General features: G+C 69.1%; 15 protein-coding genes and 10 pseudogenes. 12 read left to right on the forward strand and 13 right to left on the reverse strand.

From position 1 onward, the window contains the following. Window positions 1-92: 92 nt before the first annotated feature. Window positions 93-1,283 (reverse strand): PP2C family protein-serine/threonine phosphatase, encoded by a 1,191-nt coding sequence (locus IEZ19_RS47415; RefSeq protein ID WP_189317580.1) that lies wholly within the window; start codon window positions 1,281-1,283, stop codon window positions 93-95. A 419-nt stretch (window positions 1,284-1,702) separates the two neighbouring features. Here IEZ19_RS47415 and IEZ19_RS47420 point away from each other — a divergent pair, with 419 nt between their 5' ends. Then, entirely contained in the window at window positions 1,703-1,852 is a 150-nt protein-coding gene (locus tag IEZ19_RS47420; protein ID WP_189317581.1) for a hypothetical protein, read from the forward strand. Then, on the forward strand, window positions 1,849-3,063 hold the full coding sequence (locus IEZ19_RS47425; RefSeq protein ID WP_189317582.1) for an MFS transporter: 1,215 nt from the start codon (window positions 1,849-1,851) through the stop codon (window positions 3,061-3,063). The genes IEZ19_RS47420 and IEZ19_RS47425 overlap by 4 nt, the downstream gene beginning before the upstream one ends. A 40-nt stretch (window positions 3,064-3,103) precedes the next feature. On the opposite strand, the pseudogene IEZ19_RS47430 reads toward IEZ19_RS47425, so the two are convergent. Beyond that, window positions 3,104-3,337: pseudogene (locus IEZ19_RS47430) on the reverse strand (alpha/beta hydrolase); the annotation flags it as partial. 144 nt (window positions 3,338-3,481) lie between these two features. Between IEZ19_RS47430 and IEZ19_RS47435 the strand changes: the two are divergent. After that, window positions 3,482-3,712 (forward strand): hypothetical protein, encoded by a 231-nt coding sequence (locus IEZ19_RS47435; protein WP_189317583.1) that lies wholly within the window; start codon window positions 3,482-3,484, stop codon window positions 3,710-3,712. A 38-nt stretch (window positions 3,713-3,750) separates the two neighbouring features. Here the strand turns inward: IEZ19_RS47435 and IEZ19_RS47440 are convergent, their stop codons facing one another. After that, window positions 3,751-4,908 carry a TniQ family protein gene (locus IEZ19_RS47440; RefSeq protein ID WP_189317584.1) on the reverse strand — a complete coding sequence of 386 codons (1,158 nt, stop codon included), beginning with the start codon at window positions 4,906-4,908 and terminating at the stop codon, window positions 3,751-3,753. A gap of 114 nt (window positions 4,909-5,022) precedes the next feature. Here IEZ19_RS47440 and IEZ19_RS47445 point away from each other — a divergent pair, with 114 nt between their 5' ends. Continuing rightward, the gene (locus IEZ19_RS47445) at window positions 5,023-5,631 is read left to right on the forward strand and encodes a TIGR03086 family metal-binding protein (RefSeq protein WP_189317585.1); all 609 of its coding nucleotides are present in this window, start codon (window positions 5,023-5,025) and stop codon (window positions 5,629-5,631) included. Window positions 5,632-5,644: 13 nt separating this feature from the next. On the opposite strand, the pseudogene IEZ19_RS47450 reads toward IEZ19_RS47445, so the two are convergent. Beyond that, window positions 5,645-6,013, reverse strand: a pseudogene (locus tag IEZ19_RS47450) (transposase); the annotation flags it as partial. Between IEZ19_RS47450 and IEZ19_RS47455 the strand changes: the two are divergent. Then, window positions 5,951-6,649, forward strand: coding sequence for a winged helix-turn-helix transcriptional regulator (locus IEZ19_RS47455; protein ID WP_189317586.1), 699 nt, complete (start codon window positions 5,951-5,953; stop codon window positions 6,647-6,649). The pseudogene IEZ19_RS47450 and the gene IEZ19_RS47455 sit on opposite strands and share 63 nt — an antisense overlap. Here the strand turns inward: IEZ19_RS47455 and IEZ19_RS52885 are convergent. After that, a complete protein-coding gene (locus tag IEZ19_RS52885; protein ID WP_268248785.1) occupies window positions 6,638-6,772 on the reverse strand; it encodes a hypothetical protein in 135 nt (44 codons plus the stop codon). The two genes, IEZ19_RS47455 and IEZ19_RS52885, sit on opposite strands and share 12 nt — an antisense overlap. Window positions 6,773-6,776: 4 nt before the next feature. Here IEZ19_RS52885 and IEZ19_RS47460 point away from each other — a divergent pair. Beyond that, a pseudogene (locus IEZ19_RS47460) lies at window positions 6,777-7,076 on the forward strand (FAD-dependent oxidoreductase); the annotation flags it as partial. Window positions 7,077-7,100: 24 nt separating this feature from the next. Here the strand turns inward: IEZ19_RS47460 and IEZ19_RS47465 are convergent. Beyond that, window positions 7,101-7,354: pseudogene (locus IEZ19_RS47465) on the reverse strand (DUF4158 domain-containing protein); the annotation flags it as partial. 328 nt (window positions 7,355-7,682) lie between these two features. Here IEZ19_RS47465 and IEZ19_RS47470 point away from each other — a divergent pair. Further along, entirely contained in the window at window positions 7,683-7,898 is a 216-nt protein-coding gene (locus tag IEZ19_RS47470) for a cupin domain-containing protein (protein ID WP_189317587.1), read from the forward strand. An 89-nt stretch (window positions 7,899-7,987) separates the two neighbouring features. Here IEZ19_RS47470 and IEZ19_RS54045 read toward each other — a convergent pair. Together IEZ19_RS54045 and IEZ19_RS47475 are read right to left on the reverse strand one after the other, a co-directional pair. Further along, window positions 7,988-8,044: pseudogene (locus IEZ19_RS54045) on the reverse strand (HNH endonuclease); the annotation flags it as partial. Window positions 8,045-8,188: 144 nt separating this feature from the next. Beyond that, window positions 8,189-8,797 (reverse strand): hypothetical protein, encoded by a 609-nt coding sequence (locus tag IEZ19_RS47475; RefSeq protein ID WP_189317588.1) that lies wholly within the window; start codon window positions 8,795-8,797, stop codon window positions 8,189-8,191. An 88-nt stretch (window positions 8,798-8,885) separates the two neighbouring features. On the opposite strand from IEZ19_RS47475, the pseudogene IEZ19_RS54050 reads away from it, so the two are divergent. Next, a pseudogene (locus IEZ19_RS54050) lies at window positions 8,886-8,975 on the forward strand (IS5/IS1182 family transposase); the annotation flags it as partial. Between the two features lie 102 nt (window positions 8,976-9,077). Here the strand turns inward: IEZ19_RS54050 and IEZ19_RS52250 are convergent. After that, a complete protein-coding gene (locus tag IEZ19_RS52250; protein WP_308429099.1) occupies window positions 9,078-9,365 on the reverse strand; it encodes a helix-turn-helix transcriptional regulator in 288 nt (95 codons plus the stop codon). Then, a complete protein-coding gene (locus tag IEZ19_RS47480) occupies window positions 9,307-10,077 on the reverse strand; it encodes an AraC-like ligand-binding domain-containing protein (RefSeq protein WP_229841658.1) in 771 nt (256 codons plus the stop codon). Before IEZ19_RS47480 ends, IEZ19_RS52250 begins: the two co-directional genes overlap by 59 nt. A gap of 389 nt (window positions 10,078-10,466) precedes the next feature. On the opposite strand from IEZ19_RS47480, the gene IEZ19_RS47485 reads away from it, so the two are divergent. Together IEZ19_RS47485 and IEZ19_RS52255 are read left to right on the forward strand one after the other, a co-directional pair. Further along, window positions 10,467-10,775 (forward strand): hypothetical protein, encoded by a 309-nt coding sequence (locus IEZ19_RS47485; protein WP_189317589.1) that lies wholly within the window; start codon window positions 10,467-10,469, stop codon window positions 10,773-10,775. Then, a pseudogene (locus tag IEZ19_RS52255) lies at window positions 10,753-10,980 on the forward strand (transferase); the annotation flags it as partial. The gene IEZ19_RS47485 and the pseudogene IEZ19_RS52255, both read left to right, overlap by 23 nt. A gap of 18 nt (window positions 10,981-10,998) precedes the next feature. Here the strand turns inward: IEZ19_RS52255 and IEZ19_RS47490 are convergent. Then, window positions 10,999-11,133: pseudogene (locus IEZ19_RS47490) on the reverse strand (integrase); the annotation flags it as partial. A 200-nt stretch (window positions 11,134-11,333) separates the two neighbouring features. Here IEZ19_RS47490 and IEZ19_RS47495 point away from each other — a divergent pair. Then, window positions 11,334-11,711: a peptidase inhibitor family I36 protein gene (locus IEZ19_RS47495; RefSeq protein WP_229841659.1), complete on the forward strand. Its 378-nt coding sequence runs from the start codon at window positions 11,334-11,336 to the stop codon at window positions 11,709-11,711. Window positions 11,712-11,799: 88 nt separating this feature from the next. Here the strand turns inward: IEZ19_RS47495 and IEZ19_RS47500 are convergent. Together IEZ19_RS47500 and IEZ19_RS47505 are read right to left on the reverse strand one after the other, a co-directional pair. Next, window positions 11,800-12,021: pseudogene (locus IEZ19_RS47500) on the reverse strand (integrase core domain-containing protein); the annotation flags it as partial. A gap of 381 nt (window positions 12,022-12,402) precedes the next feature. Beyond that, window positions 12,403-13,230 carry an HARBI1 family protein gene (locus tag IEZ19_RS47505; protein ID WP_189317592.1) on the reverse strand — a complete coding sequence of 276 codons (828 nt, stop codon included), beginning with the start codon at window positions 13,228-13,230 and terminating at the stop codon, window positions 12,403-12,405. A 111-nt stretch (window positions 13,231-13,341) separates the two neighbouring features. Here IEZ19_RS47505 and IEZ19_RS52260 point away from each other — a divergent pair. Further along, window positions 13,342-13,438, forward strand: a pseudogene (locus IEZ19_RS52260) (VOC family protein); the annotation flags it as partial.

Here is a 13,438-nt window from a genome sequence, read left to right on the forward strand (position 1 = left end):
TGACCCGCATGTCCGGTGGTGTGGGAGGAGGGCCGGGCGACCCGGCCCTCCTACCCGATTGTCGCCAGCCGGCGTCGAGCCGCGGTTCAGCCTCAGGGTTTCCGTTGCCGAGCTGCGTCGACTGAACAAGCGTGTGTGAGGTGGAGGTCGGCCGCTGTCTGTGTTGGCAGCGACGGGCGGTTGCGGGGTGGGGCACGGCGGATGGCGATGAGGGCGGCGTCGTCGCCCAGGCGTCCGCTGGCGTGGTCGAGCAGGTCGCGGTGGATGTGGTGGATCAAGGTCTCGGGTGGCTGCCCCGCCCACTGGGCAACCCGCTCGGTGAGTGGGTAGAAGGCGCCGGTGCGGTCGCGGGCTTCGACGACGCCGTCGGTGTGCAGCAGCAGCGTGTCGTCGGCTGCGAAGGGCAGTACCTCGACCGTGACGTTGTCGAATCGGGTCAGACCGATTCCCAGTGGAGGTGTGGGCGCCAGGTCGGGGACGGTCACGCAGTGGCCGGGACGGAGCAGGAGGGGTGCCGGGTGGCCGCAGCTGGTGATACGGGCGACGGGGTCGGTGTCGGGGATCTCCAGCAGGAGAGCGGTGACGAAGTGCTCATCCGCCTCGTCCGTGGGCTCGAAGTCCGCGAGGTAGCGGGTGACACTCTGCTCCAGGGAGGCGGCCAGTGCGGGCAGGCTGTCGTGATGGTGCGCGGCCTCGCGGAACGCGCCGAGCAGGAGAGCCGCTTCGCCGATGGCCGGCAGGCCCTTGCCGCGTACATCGCCGATGACGAGCCAGGTGCTGTTCCGGCTGCGGGCGGCCGCGTACAGGTCGCCGCCGATCTCGGCCTCTTCCTCGGCGGCCAGGTAGACGGAGGCGAGTTGCAGGGTGCCGAGCCGGCCGGGCAGCGGCCACAGCAGAACGCGCTGGGCGGCCTCGGCGACGGACCGCACCTGCGCCAGCTCACGGGCGCGCCGGTCACGGATCACGCAGAAGACCACGATCAGCAGGGAGAGCACGGCCAGGGCGATCATCTGCACCAGTACGTTCCGTGACCCGAGCATGCCGGAGCGCCAGCCGATGAACCCCTGGGCCACCACTGCCGTGCCTCCCACAGCCGCCGTGGCCACAGGGCCCTCGAACCAGGCCGCGACCGCGGGCGCCATCACGAGCAGGGGGCCGAGAACGATGTCCGACGACGACACGTCGTCGGCCACCACGATCACCGCGATGAGCCCGAGAGGGACCAGCAACACGAGGCGGCTCGGGTGCCACGACCATGCCAGGCGTTGCTGTGCGGAAACCATGCTTCCACCGTGCACCGGGTCGGGCCGGCCTGCGACATGGCCGCGCCTGGCCCGGACCGGTCCGTGACACCGAGGTTCGGGCCAGGAAGCGTCGACCCCAGTACGCTAAACTTGATCTTGAGCTGGCCGCCGGAACTCCGGTGAGCTGGTGCTGCGTTGGTGGTCCTAGGAAAGACGCCCCGCTTCCTGCGGGGAGATGCAGGTGCAAGGCCTGCCCGGCGCTCGATCACGGGGCCCGTCCGCACACTGCGGCCGGGCCCCGATCGTTGCCCGGCCTCGCACGCACCCGGACGGGAGCCACTTCGCCGTCACGGCATGCATGGTGTGCGCGGCTCTGCCATCGTGGTGAGCGAAGTCTTCTCTGCCGGACAAGGGACGTGCGTCGCTTGGGACAGAGTGGCCGTTGCGCCTGCTCTCTCATGATCACCCGGCTGGAATTCCTGGCCGAGCCGCCGATGGGGCCAGCTGGGCATGTGAGGACATTGCAGAGCGCCTGGCCGGAAAGCCGTTGGATGGCAGCCGTGCCCGCCGCGGCGCTCGGCCGCTTCCTGGAAGTGCTGCATCCGTGACCGACCCCGCCACCGCACCACCGCGGGCCGCCGGACGCGGTCCGGCGTGGCTGACCCGCAACGTCAAGGTGCTGTGCGGGGTCTCCTTCCTCCAAGACGCCGCCAGCGAACTGCTCTACCCGATCCTGCCGATCTTCCTGACCACCGTTCTCGGGGCCCCGCCTGCCGCCGTCGGCGCGATCGAGGGCCTGGCTGAGGGCGCTGCCTCGGTGACCAAGGTGGCCGCCGGACGCCTAGCGGACACCTTCGCCCGCCGCCCGCTCATCGGCGCCGGCTACGGCCTCGCGGCGCTGGGCAAGCTGCTCATCGCACTCGCCACCGTGTGGCCGCTGATCCTCGTCGCCCGGGTGGTCGACCGGCTCGGCAAGGGCCTGCGCGGCGCACCCCGCGACGCCCTCCTCGTCAACGGCATCCCCAACAGGCAGCGCGGCAAGGTCTTCGGGCTGCACCGGGCCGCCGACACCGCCGGAGCCGTTGTCGGCCCGCTCGTCGGTCTGGCCCTCTATGAGACGCTGGACCACCGTCTGCGCCCGCTGTTCTGGATCGCCGTCATCCCCGCCATCGCCTCGGTCGCCCTGGTCGCCGCCGTCCGCGACCCCCGGCACACCGCAGGTGCGGGCACCGGCCGCGAGTCGGCCACCCGTGTGCCATGGCGCGCCCTGCCCGGCCCGTACTGGCGGGTGCTGGCAGCGCTGACCGTGTTCAACCTGGTCAACTTCCCCGACGCGCTGCTCCTGCTGCGCGCCCATGACCTCGGCCTGACCACCGCCGGGGTGGTCGGGGCTTACGCGCTCTACAACCTCGCCTACGCCGCCCTCAGCTACCCGGCAGGGGCCCTGTCGGACCGGCTTCCTCGCCCGCTGGTGTTCGCCGCCGGGCTGGTGTTCTTCGCCACCGGCTACCTGGGTCTCGGCCTGATCCACGCTCCGTGGGCGGTGTTCGTAGTGCTACCGCTGTACGGCGGCTTCAACGCCTGCACCGACGGCGTCGGCAAAGCCTGGATCTCCACCCTCGTCCCCGATCACCAACAGGGCACCGCCCAGGGCCTGTACCAGGGCGCCACCGGCGTCGCCGTCCTGCTCGCCGGCGTGTGGGCGGGGCTGGCCTGGGGCAGCGACGGGCAGGTTCCGCTGCTGGTCTCCGGCACCGCTGCCCTCACTCTGGCCGCCGCGCTGCCCGTCCTTGCCCGCGCCCGGGGGGCCGCCCGGTGATCGCCCCATACGTGCAGCTCAGCGATCACACGCGCCGCTCGGTGCCCATGCTGATGCCGAAGTAGCCGACCGGCCCAGCGGCGCCGATCTTTGGAAGCTCCTGGAGGGCGTCCAGCGTTGCCTGCCACTCGGGCACGGCACGCTCCGCCAGGTGGGCGTTGTAACGGACGACGATCGAGCCGACCGGCTCGCCCGCCGCCATCGCCCGCTGCATCACGGCGATCTCCTGCTCGTCGTGCGCCGTGCGCGGCCGGTCGCCGTGACCGGGCGCGTCGCCCTACGCCCACTCCATGCCAAGCCGCGGCCGGTGCGCTGGACAGTGACGCGTGCGGTGCGGCCGTCGGGCTGGAGGCTTGTCAAGCCCCGGGTTTCGTGGAGACTGAGTTAGCTGGTCTTCACGTACGCCGGCAGCTGGCCCTTGCAGCGGCACAAGGACTTTGCCGTCGCCTATGCGGCCAACGCCCGGGGCGTCGTGCTGTCGGAGCGGGAGGAGGCCACCAAGCGGGAGCTGCTGGTCGCGCTGACCGTCCCGGTGCAGCGTCAGTTCTTCGCGTTCTGGTGGACCCGGGCCCGCCACTACACGGCCGACCAGCGGATGTTCGCCGAGGCCGTCGCCCGCCTCGCCGAGGAGGCGCCCCCCGCGCCGTAGCGCGGGCCATCACTGTTCTGCCTGCAAGATCGGCTCCCCTATGGGTGTTGATCTTCTGCCGGACGTTCGGGGCAGTCGGGGGAGGGGACCCACCGGCAGGTTGGGGCGTTGGCGCCGCAGTACGGGCAGACCTCGGTGACGGAGGTGAGCGGCAGGCCGTACACCCAGCGCAGGCACGAGTTCGCCTGGAACGGGCCGTGTTCGGCGGGGCGGTGGTGGAGGCCGGGGAGCAGGTTCCAGCGGCGCTCGGTCATGCGGCGCCCGGCGGGCCGCGCAGGCTGTGGGGTGTGGAGGTCCAGCCAGTACCGCAGCGGCTGGCTCTCGCGTCCGTCGACCACGCCCGGCTGCTTGAAGCGGTCGGCGACGTCGGCCAGCCAGTCGCGGGCGGAGGCATCGGGGGAGGCGGCGCGGCTGGTCTCCCAGTCGTTCATCGCGGCGGCCAGGCGCACAGCCTCGGGGTAGACGACCGCCGGGGCTGCCTGTCTGCGCCGCAGCCGCGGGCCGACGCCCAGCTCGTCCTCGCGCTGCCGCCAAAGGTCGCGGGCGAACTGCTTGGACACCCACCACCACAGCGTCACCTGGTGGGCGTCGGCGACCAAGGCGTCCCCGGCCGGGCCCAGCCGGTGGTCGAAAGCGCGGTGCTGCTGGAGGGCACGGCCGATCTCCGGCAGGGGTGTGGTGTCGATCAGGTAGCCGTGGTCGTCGCCGCACTGCCAGCGCCGTCCGCAGGCGCACGGCCGCCAGCGGTGCCCGGACGCCACGAGCCAGGCCCCGTCTTCCAGGCACAGCGGGCACGCCTTGAGCGGCCCTTCGCCCGGCTCGTCCGACCAGGCGGTGACGCGTACTTCGGCTCCGGCAGCGGCCAGCAGCTTGCTCGGGTGCAGGCCGGGGAGGGCGCGGCGCAACTGGTCTTCGTCGCGTTCCACAAGCACCGCCAGGCGGGCGACGGCCTCCGGACTGAGCCGGGCCTCCTCGAGGTTTGGGCGGGGCGGCGCGAAGGTGGCGCGGGGCAGGCGGCCTTGATGCAGCGCCTTGAGCAGTTGGCCGGCCTCGATGCCGTTAGCGGCTGCGGTGCGGGCCAGGTAGGAGGCGGTCGTCTCTCCGTGGATCAGCGGAACGCGGATCGGCAGGTCCGCCTTCTTGAGCGGCTTGCTGGTCGTGCGGGCCTTCGCGGCGCCCTTGGTGCCCTGGGTCATGTGCAGACCGTTCCACACCCGTCCTGTGGACGGCGGCTAGTGCTGTGACCGGGAAGGTTCACCGGTTCGGCTTGGACATGGGTGCTGTCGTACCCGGTGGGTACGGTTGGCGGCATGATTGACATCCGTGAATTGGACGCACGCGCGCTGGAGATCGCCGAATCGGTCGTGAACCAGGTCGACGTCAGCATGCTCGGCCGGCCTACGCCGTGCGCGCAGTGGACACTTGGACAGTTACTGGCTCATATGACGGGCCAGAACTACGGCTTCGCGGCGGCGGCCCGGGGTGAGACCGTCGATCGCGGCGTGTGGGCGGACCGGTCGGTCGGCGTCGATCCGGCGGGCGTGTTCGCCGCGTCGGCCGGCGAGGTTGCGGCCGCGTTCGCGGAACCGGACGTGCTGACGCGCTCGCTGTGGCTGCCGGAGATCCGCGGCGGCCAGATGTTTCCCGCACGGCAGGCGATCGGCTTCCACCTGCTGGACTACGTGGTCCACGGCTGGGACGTGGCCGTCTCGATCGGCGTCCGCGCCGAGTTCGATGCGGACCTGCTGGCGGCCGTGCTGCCCATTGCCGAGCAGGTCCCCACCGGAACGGCCCGAGAGCGCGAGGACGCCCAGTTCCAGCCTGCTTTGGAGACGGGGGACATGGCCGGGCGGCTTGAGTGGATACTCCAGCTCCTGGGCCGCTCCCCGAACTGGCCCGCGCAGGCGGAGCCGACCTGACACCTGGTGGTGGTCAGGCCGCCGTCGGGAGGAGAGCGCGTCCGCCCCAGCGGATGCCTTTCTCGCTGCGGATGCGGGCGAGTTCCTTGCGCTGTGCGGCGAGGACGTCGGGGTGGCGGGCGTTGGCGTTGCGCCAGTGCAGGTAGCGGTGCAGTGCCTGGGTTTGCGCCGGGTGATTGGGGTGGTTGGAGTTGGCCAGGGTGAACTGGCGCAGCGGGCCGAAGTGGGCCTCGATCGGGTTGGCCCAGGAGGCGTAGGTCGGGGTGAAGCACAGTTCGACCTTGTTCTTCTTCGCCCATCGGCGGATATCGGCGCCGGTGTGGGCGGAGAGGTTGTCCAAGATGATGTAAATCGGGGCGCCGTCGGGACGGGCGGCACGGAGCGCTGGACGCTGCTCATCATCCGCGAACTGCTGTGGGGCCAGGACCGGTTCAACGCCATCGCGCGAGCCGTGCCCCGGATGTCCCCGACGCTGCTGGCCACCCGGCTGCGCCAACTCCAACGGGCCGGACTCGTCCAGCGCCACCTGCTCGGCGGCGAGGCCCGCTACCAGCTGACCGCTGCGGGCGAGGAGCTGCGCCCGATCCTGGAGCTGATGGGCGCATGGGGCGTCCGCTGGATGCAGGAGGTCCGGCCGGAGGAGTATGACCCGGCACTGCTGATGCTCGACATCGGCCGCGAGTCCGACTCGGAGCGGATGCCCGAGCGCCCGGCCACGATCCAACTGCACTTCGCGGACGCCTCGGCCGGTCAGGAGCACTGGTGGCTGGTACTGTCCCGCTCCGAGGGCGCCGACGTCTGCGACACCGACCCCGGCCGACCGGTGACCATCTGGCTGGACACCGACGTGTCCACCCTCACCCGGATCTGGATGGGCGACCTGACCTGGTCGGCCGCCCTCCAGACCGAGTCCCTCCGCCTCACCGGCGACCGCCCGTCCTGCCGCGCCCTGCCCACCTGGCTGCACGTCAGCCGTTTCGCCGCCGTCCCCCGCGCCTCCTCGCCGCTACCCCGCTGACCAGGCCGACGCCTGCCCGGACTCATCCAAGATCGCGACCGCGTCCCGGTCGTCCAGGTGCTCGCACACGAAGCCGCGGACGGCGGCCATCGCGGCCATCGCGTCCCATTTCGCGGCTTCCAACAGGATGGTGGTCGGCGGCAACGCGGTCGGCCTGGAGCAGGCCCAGCTCTTCGCCCGCCTCGGCACCCGCGTGAGCGTGATCGAGGCCCTGAACCGCCTCGCCCCCTTCGAGGAGCCCGAGGTCTCCGCCGCGATCGAGGAGGTCTTCACGGGCGAGGGCATCGCCGTGTACACCGGCACGGCCCTGACCGCCGTCCGCCGCGACGGGCACGGCTACACCCTCACCGCCGGCCGCGGCAGCGCCCCCACCGAGCTGCGGGCCGAGCAACTGCTGGTCGCCACCGGCCGCCGCCCGGTCACGGCGGGGCTGAACCTCGACAGGGTGGGGGTCAAGACCGGAGAGCGCGGCGAGGTGGTCGACCACCGGCCACGGCACCGCGAGCGGGTCCTCCAGGAACAGGTCGACGTACCGCACCGTGCACATCTGGAGCGCGAAGCCAAGCTGGTGGTGCTTCGTCCGCCGCAGGGCGATCAGGTCCCGGTCGACGTCGTCCAGGAAGAAGAACCGCTCCAGCTCGGGCCTCGTCGGCTCCTCGGCGAACGTCCCTGGGCCTGCTCATCACTCAGGAATTCCACCGGCACGAGCCGGACCGTAATCACCCCGGAGCAGGCCCGGAGGCGTTTCAGCGAACCCCGGCGGCGAAGTGGAACAGTGTGCTAGCTGACCATGATCGTTCTCACCGATAACCGCTGTACCGATGTCCAGTCCCGAGGCCGTGTTCACCGGCTGGCCCAGGGGCTACGCGAGTCCGAGCTTCGCTAGGCGGGTGGGAGGTGGTCGTTGCCGGGCGGTGAGGGGATTGTTGCCGCATCGGGGTGTGGGGCCGGCCCTCCGTTGCGCCGCCCCGCCGCAGGCGACGGGTGAGCTGATGGAGGTGGCGCCGGCGGAGGGCGAGACCACCTTGAGGTCGTGGAGTTCCCGCCCGGCTGGAGCTACCAGCTGCACTGCTCCGAGAGCGTCGACTTCTCGACGGTCGTGCAGGGCGCCGTGGACTTCAGTGTCGACGAGGGCACCCGGACTCTCGGCCCCGGCAACTGCGTGCTCGTGGCCGGCACCAGCTACGCCTGGAGCACCAAGCACGGCTGCCGCCTGCTCGTGGTGATGCTCGGCGGGCAGCGGGCCTGACCGGGTCCTTAAGCTTGGCGTTTTCCCGGCATACCGCTTTCCAGTAATCATTTTCGGGCAGGGGCAGTACTCCGTCCCACGTAGATGTCCTAATGGCAGCGTTCACAGACCACGAGAGTCTTGCGTTTCCGCATGGCCATCAGGCGAGCAGGTCGACGTGGCGCTGTACGAGCCGCTGCTGTTCATCTTCGGCGACCTGGTCCTTGACGGATCCCGTAGGGGCAACCCCCGGAGCCGCCTCACCCGGAGCAACCCGGGTGGCACGGCCCCGGCGGGGCGTCGCCACGGCCTCAGAACGTGGGCGCGTCCAGCTCCGGTACCAGGCGCACGTCGGTCACGCTCACGCCGTCCGGGGCGCCGAACGCCTCGACCATCACGCCCAGGTAGGTAGCGGTGACCTGCAGAGCCAGGTGTTCAGCACCCACGCGCAGGTCGAGCCTTGCCACGGGCTTGCCCGAGAAGTCCGGCATGCGGTAGATCCGCGCCGCCGGGTAGCTCAGGCTCGTCAGCTTTGCCTGCATCTCCTCGAATGTGGCCGTGCGGGTGCCCGAGAAGGCCTTGCTGATGCGCTGTTGGTGTCTCTCGGCAGCGCATTTCTCTTCCGCGGTCAGCGGTACCGGATCGACCAGGACGGGCTGGGGGGAGTCGATCGGTTCCGCTGCGGTGGTGTCGGGTGTGGAAGCCGAGGCCACGGCGGTGGTGCTGCTGGGGACGTCTGGAGCGCAGCTCTGGGAGATGAGGTCGGCCAACTCGAAGAACTGCATCTCCGCACTCGTCGCGGCGACGTTGACCGCAGGGGCTGGAGCGGCGGTGGCGTTCTGCGCGCCGAAACCGGTCAGGACGACGATGCCGCCGAGCGCGGCCGCCAGCAGGGACTTCGGAAGGAAGATTGATCGCATGTCCGTACGATGTCAGCTGCTGACGCTCACTCATATAGGTACAGGTACTTAGCTTGTTCTTTATCTACCGGTCTCGAAGAGCGACTCGAACTGCGTCGCTCACCTGGGCATTGCCGAGAAGATCCACGCGCTCGCCCTGGAAGCGCACGACCGCATGATCGGCCTGGAGCTGGGTGAGACGGGCAGCGTGCCCTCCTCGTCGGCGACGCGTACGAGGATGACCCCACTGTCCGCTCCCTCTACCGGCGACCCGTCGAAGGGGACGGGAGACCCGCGACGCTCAAAGGTCCCGTCCGCTTCGTGCCGGGTGGCGCAGGACGTGCTGCTGCCGGTATTCCTTGGGCGGGATGTCGTAGGCGGAACGGAACGAGCGGGTGAAGGTGGCATGGTCGCTGAAGCCCCAGCGGGCCGCTATGCGGTGTACGGGCACGGCCCGGAGAGCGGGTTCAGCGAGGTCGCGACGAGCGCGCTCCAGGCGCTGGCTGCGTATCCATGCCGAGACGGTGGTCTCATGATCCTGGAAGAGGCGGTGAAGGTAGCTGACGGAGATGTGGTGCGCGGCGGCGATGAAGGCCCGGGGTCAGACAGGGTTCGTGCAGGTGCTGCTGGACGAACGCCTGAACGCGCAAGAGAAGCGTGCGTTGGTGGGATTCGGGCGGGACGTCGCTGACGGCGTCGACGTGGTGGGCGAGCGCCGCCGTCAGCAGGTCGAGGGCCACGTTGTCCAGTCGGGGGACGTCGGCCGGCCGGTAGGAGGCGGTGTCGGCGGTCAGACCGGTGAAGAATTGCGTGAGCAGAGCCCCGACCCCTTCTTGCCCGGGCAGGCGGACCGCCAGGATCCGGTCGATCTTGTTCGGGGGCAGCGGTAGCAGCGCCCGGGGCACATGGGCGCGCACTAAGGTGGCTGTGTCCTGGCCCGCGGCTATCCGGAGCTCGAAGGGGCGTGAGCTGTCGTACGCCGCGAAGTCGTGTCGGCCCAGTGCCGCATCGCGGCCGAGTTGGTCCACCGCGAGGCCTCCGCTCAAGGAGAATATGACGGAGATCAGTTCCGGATCGGACTCGTGGACCAACCTCGATGTGCGCCGTACATCGGCCGACGAGCACGTCAGCTCGACCACGTTGACGGCCGCGAGGGCCAGTTCCCGCGCTGTGGCTCGGAAGTCCTTTGCCCAGTCACTCCGCACCCTCATCGGGTGAAGGCTCTTGGCCTGGAGCTCGTCGAAGCGGACCAGCCGTTCTTCCGGCGGTAGATCCTCGCTGCGAAATATCGTCTTGATCATATTCCCCCCAGCGGCCATCGTAGCCGCCACATGTGTCGAACGGCGCTGGACCTGACGGTTCCAGGACGACCATTCCCGCCGGAAAATCTGTGGACCGGTCGTCAAATGCCTGTGGACTCAGTGCCAACACGGCTCCGCAACGCGCTGCCACGCTCTGTGTGGAGGTAGTGGCGCGCGCGTGAGATGAGGGCGGTGACCGAAACCGTCCCGTTCCAGTGACAGGAGACATGAGGCAAATGCGGTCCCCACCATCACAATGCCGGTGAAGCCGGACACCTGCGCCAAGCCTTGGACCATGTGGGGGACGCGTCCATCGAAATCGACGCCAGCCTGAGTACCGGGCTTTGGAGCTTAATTCGACGCAGATTCGCACTCACACGGGAGTCAAGATGAAGCTCTCTCAGCTGGTCTCAGCAACGGTTGCGGCCGCTGCCGTTGTCACCGCCGCCGGCCCGGCCATCGCCGCCACCCCAGCCAACTGGCACATCGACGGCAGCACGGTAGCCGCCCCGGCCAACATCCACGCCGACGGCAGCACGGTAGCCGCCCCGGCCAACATCCACGCCGACGGGATCGCCGCTGCCCCGGACAACCAGTACCAAGACGGCATCACCGTCGTCCCGGGCAATCAGCACCAGGCGGCGGCCGCAGGCAACCTCACGAGCACCGCCTGTCTGCGACGGTGGGGGCAAGCGTGACGACCCCCAACGGGTCGTCGAGCTGCTTGCCCCTGGTGGCCTTCTCATCCTGGACGACCTCACGCCGTCGCCCCACTGGCCGCCCCGCTTCGGCGGCGAGGTGGATGAGCTCCGGCTCTTCTACCTCACCCACCCTGCCCTTCACGCTGCCGAGGTAATGACGACACCTACCAGCTCAGCGATCATTGCGACACGACGCCCGTAGCCCGGAAGGCTCGTGTGATCAGGCGGCGAGTGGGCGCCCGCCCCAGCGGATGCCCTTCTCGCTGCGGATGCGGGCCCGTTCCTTGCGCTGGGCGGCGAGGATGTCGGGGTGGCGGGTGTTCTGGTTGCGCCAGCGCAGGTACGCGTGCAGGGCACAGCAGCTTGGCGATCGAGGTGATCCCGCCGTACCGACGCGAAGGGCTGCGTTCCAGCGGGTCAGCACATGGGATGTCCCGTTATTGCGACATTTCTGCAGCAACTGTGGCGGCCACTGCGTCCCGTCATGCAGTCTTATTGGCGAGCTGGCCGGTGCGGTCGGCTCACTCATGTCTCACAGGGGGTAAGAGCATGCACATGACTAGGAAGCTCGCCGCCATGGCCGGCGGCATCGTGCTGACCGGTGGCCTGCTGGCCGGAAGCGCGGGTGCCGCCAGCGCGGCGGGGGCCACGCCGCAGGCGGCATCGTCCTGCCCGTCGGGCTGGTTCTGCGTCTGGTCTGGGAAGAACTACACCGGCCATATGCAAAAGGTCGCAGGGAAGAACGCAAACCTGACCAAGTACCCGGTCTTCCAGAGCTTCAGGTCGTGGTACAACCACGGCAAGTCCTGTGACTTCAAGTGGTACGCGAAGAAGAACTACGGCGGATCCAGCGGAATCGTCCCGAGGGGATACAAGCAGACCGGCAGCACCATCCACTACATCAAGTCCAACAAGTGGGTCAACTGCCGCTGACCGGCCGCCCGCCACAACGCCCGAGGGCGGCGCCCCACTGGGGGGCGTCGCCCTCATGAGGCGCCCCCCGGAGTGTGGACACAGGGGTTCATGCTGCGAGTGTGAGTTTACGTTCTCGCTGGTGCCGTCGTTCGAACTCGGCTGGCGAGAGGTAGTCGAGGGCACTGTGACGCCGTCGGGAGTTGTAGTAGGTCAGCCACTGGAAGATCTCCAGTCTCGCCTGACTCATCATTGAGAACAGCCTCCGGTGCATCGTCTCCCTTTTGAGTCCCTGCCAGAATGATTCGGCGAGGGCGTTGGTGTGTCCAGAAGGCGATTGTGAGGTTCTGATGTAGAAGACAGAAGTCGAACAATCGCCATGCTGTTGTGGAGATGAAGGTAGGTCCTTCGGCATCGACATGCAGGTGCAGGTGCCAAACCACCATGAGCTGCTGCGGTGAATGAGCCGTGGTGGTGAGCGTCATGGAAAAGCCATACGGAATGCGGCAGGTATGGGCTGAGAAGGCGAACGCAAGTGAACCGCTGATGACGTGTCGTAAAGCTTAGACGACATCAAAACCAGGGCCTCAATGCTGTCCTGGGACAAGCCAGACGGGAACCTGTCTACTGGTCTGGCGGTGTCCGGCATGAAGGTGGCGCGAGCTCAGTGAACCCTTCTCGGTAACGTCTCATGACGGTTTGTGATCTTGGGTCAGGTGGTGCGTCCGTGCTCAATCTGGAGCAGGACGAGGGAGGCTCGGGCGATCCGGGTGATGGCCGCAGGGTCGAGGCTGACTCTACGCAGGGCCTTGAAGGTGACCTTCAGCAGGGCGTTGGCGCGCTCGGCGACGGCATGGACGCCCCGGATCACGGCATTGAACGCCCTGTCAGACTCGGCGAGTTCGCCGCTTTTGGGCTTCTTGACCGGGTGGCGGAGGCCGTCTGCGGCGTTCTCGTAGCCGAGGTCGGTCAGGGTGGGGACGCCCAGGGTGGCGGCCAGCCGGTTCAGGGCGTCGACCAGGCCGTGGGCGCGGGCGCAGGTGGTGTCGTGCTCGCGGCCCGGCCGGACCGGGGAGACCCACAGCGGCCAGCCGTCCGGGGCCGAGATGACCTGCACGTTCCCGCCATGATGCTTGTGTTTCCCAGACCACCAAAGATCGGCGCCGTTCGGGCCGGCGGCCCCGACACGGTCCGTGCGGATCACGGTGCCGTCCAGGTTCAGATGGGTGTACCCGGCCGCCGCGGCCCGCTCCAGCGCGGTGGACAGATCGGGCGCGTGGTCGGCGAGCACGGTCAGCCCCTCATGCAGGTAGCGGTACGCGGTCGGCACCGAGATGTCGTTGTCCCGGGCGAGCTGGACCAGCCGGGTGCCGTCGACGAACCAGCGCAGCACCAGCACCGCCTGCTTGAAGACGCCCAGCGCGCGGGTGCCCCTGCGGGTTCCGAGCCGCTCGCGGTGCCCGCGCAGCAGCTTCGCGAGATGCTCGGCGGTTGCCCTGCGGACATCGAGCACAGCGGTATAGGTGATACTGGACGTCACGTGGAGCCTCTGGTCGTACGGAACGCGATCTTCGCAGACCTGTTCCTACCAGGGGCTTCACCTCTGTCCGACACCAGGTCACCACCCCGCCGTCCGACGCATGGGGGAGTCATGACAAGCAGGTTCACCGAGTTGGCCGTTGACTGGAACGATCCGGAGAGGCTCGCGGCCTTTTGGTGCGAGGTCCTGGACTTCGAGGTGATCGACC

Source organism: Streptomyces brasiliensis, from assembly GCF_014647875.1.
Classification (GTDB): Bacteria; Actinomycetota; Actinomycetes; order Streptomycetales; family Streptomycetaceae; genus Streptomyces; species Streptomyces brasiliensis.

Bases quoted from the DNA above. Each gene is read 5' to 3' on its own strand.
- IEZ19_RS47415 (WP_189317580.1), bottom strand. From the start codon at position 1,283: ATGGTTTCCGCACAGCAACGCCTGGCATGGTCGTGGCACCCGAGCCGC.
- IEZ19_RS47440 (WP_189317584.1), bottom strand. From the start codon at position 4,908: ATGACCCAGGGCACCAAGGGCGCCGCGAAGGCCCGCACGACCAGCAAG.
- IEZ19_RS47475 (WP_189317588.1), bottom strand. From the start codon at position 8,797: ATGCGATCAATCTTCCTTCCGAAGTCCCTGCTGGCGGCCGCGCTCGGC.
- IEZ19_RS47420 (WP_189317581.1), top strand. From the start codon at position 1,703: ATGATCACCCGGCTGGAATTCCTGGCCGAGCCGCCGATGGGGCCAGCT.
- IEZ19_RS47480 (WP_229841658.1), bottom strand. From the start codon at position 10,077: ATGATCAAGACGATATTTCGCAGCGAGGATCTACCGCCGGAAGAACGG.
- IEZ19_RS47485 (WP_189317589.1), top strand. From the start codon at position 10,467: ATGAAGCTCTCTCAGCTGGTCTCAGCAACGGTTGCGGCCGCTGCCGTT.
- IEZ19_RS47445 (WP_189317585.1), top strand. From the start codon at position 5,023: ATGATTGACATCCGTGAATTGGACGCACGCGCGCTGGAGATCGCCGAA.
- IEZ19_RS47495 (WP_229841659.1), top strand. From the start codon at position 11,334: ATGACTAGGAAGCTCGCCGCCATGGCCGGCGGCATCGTGCTGACCGGT.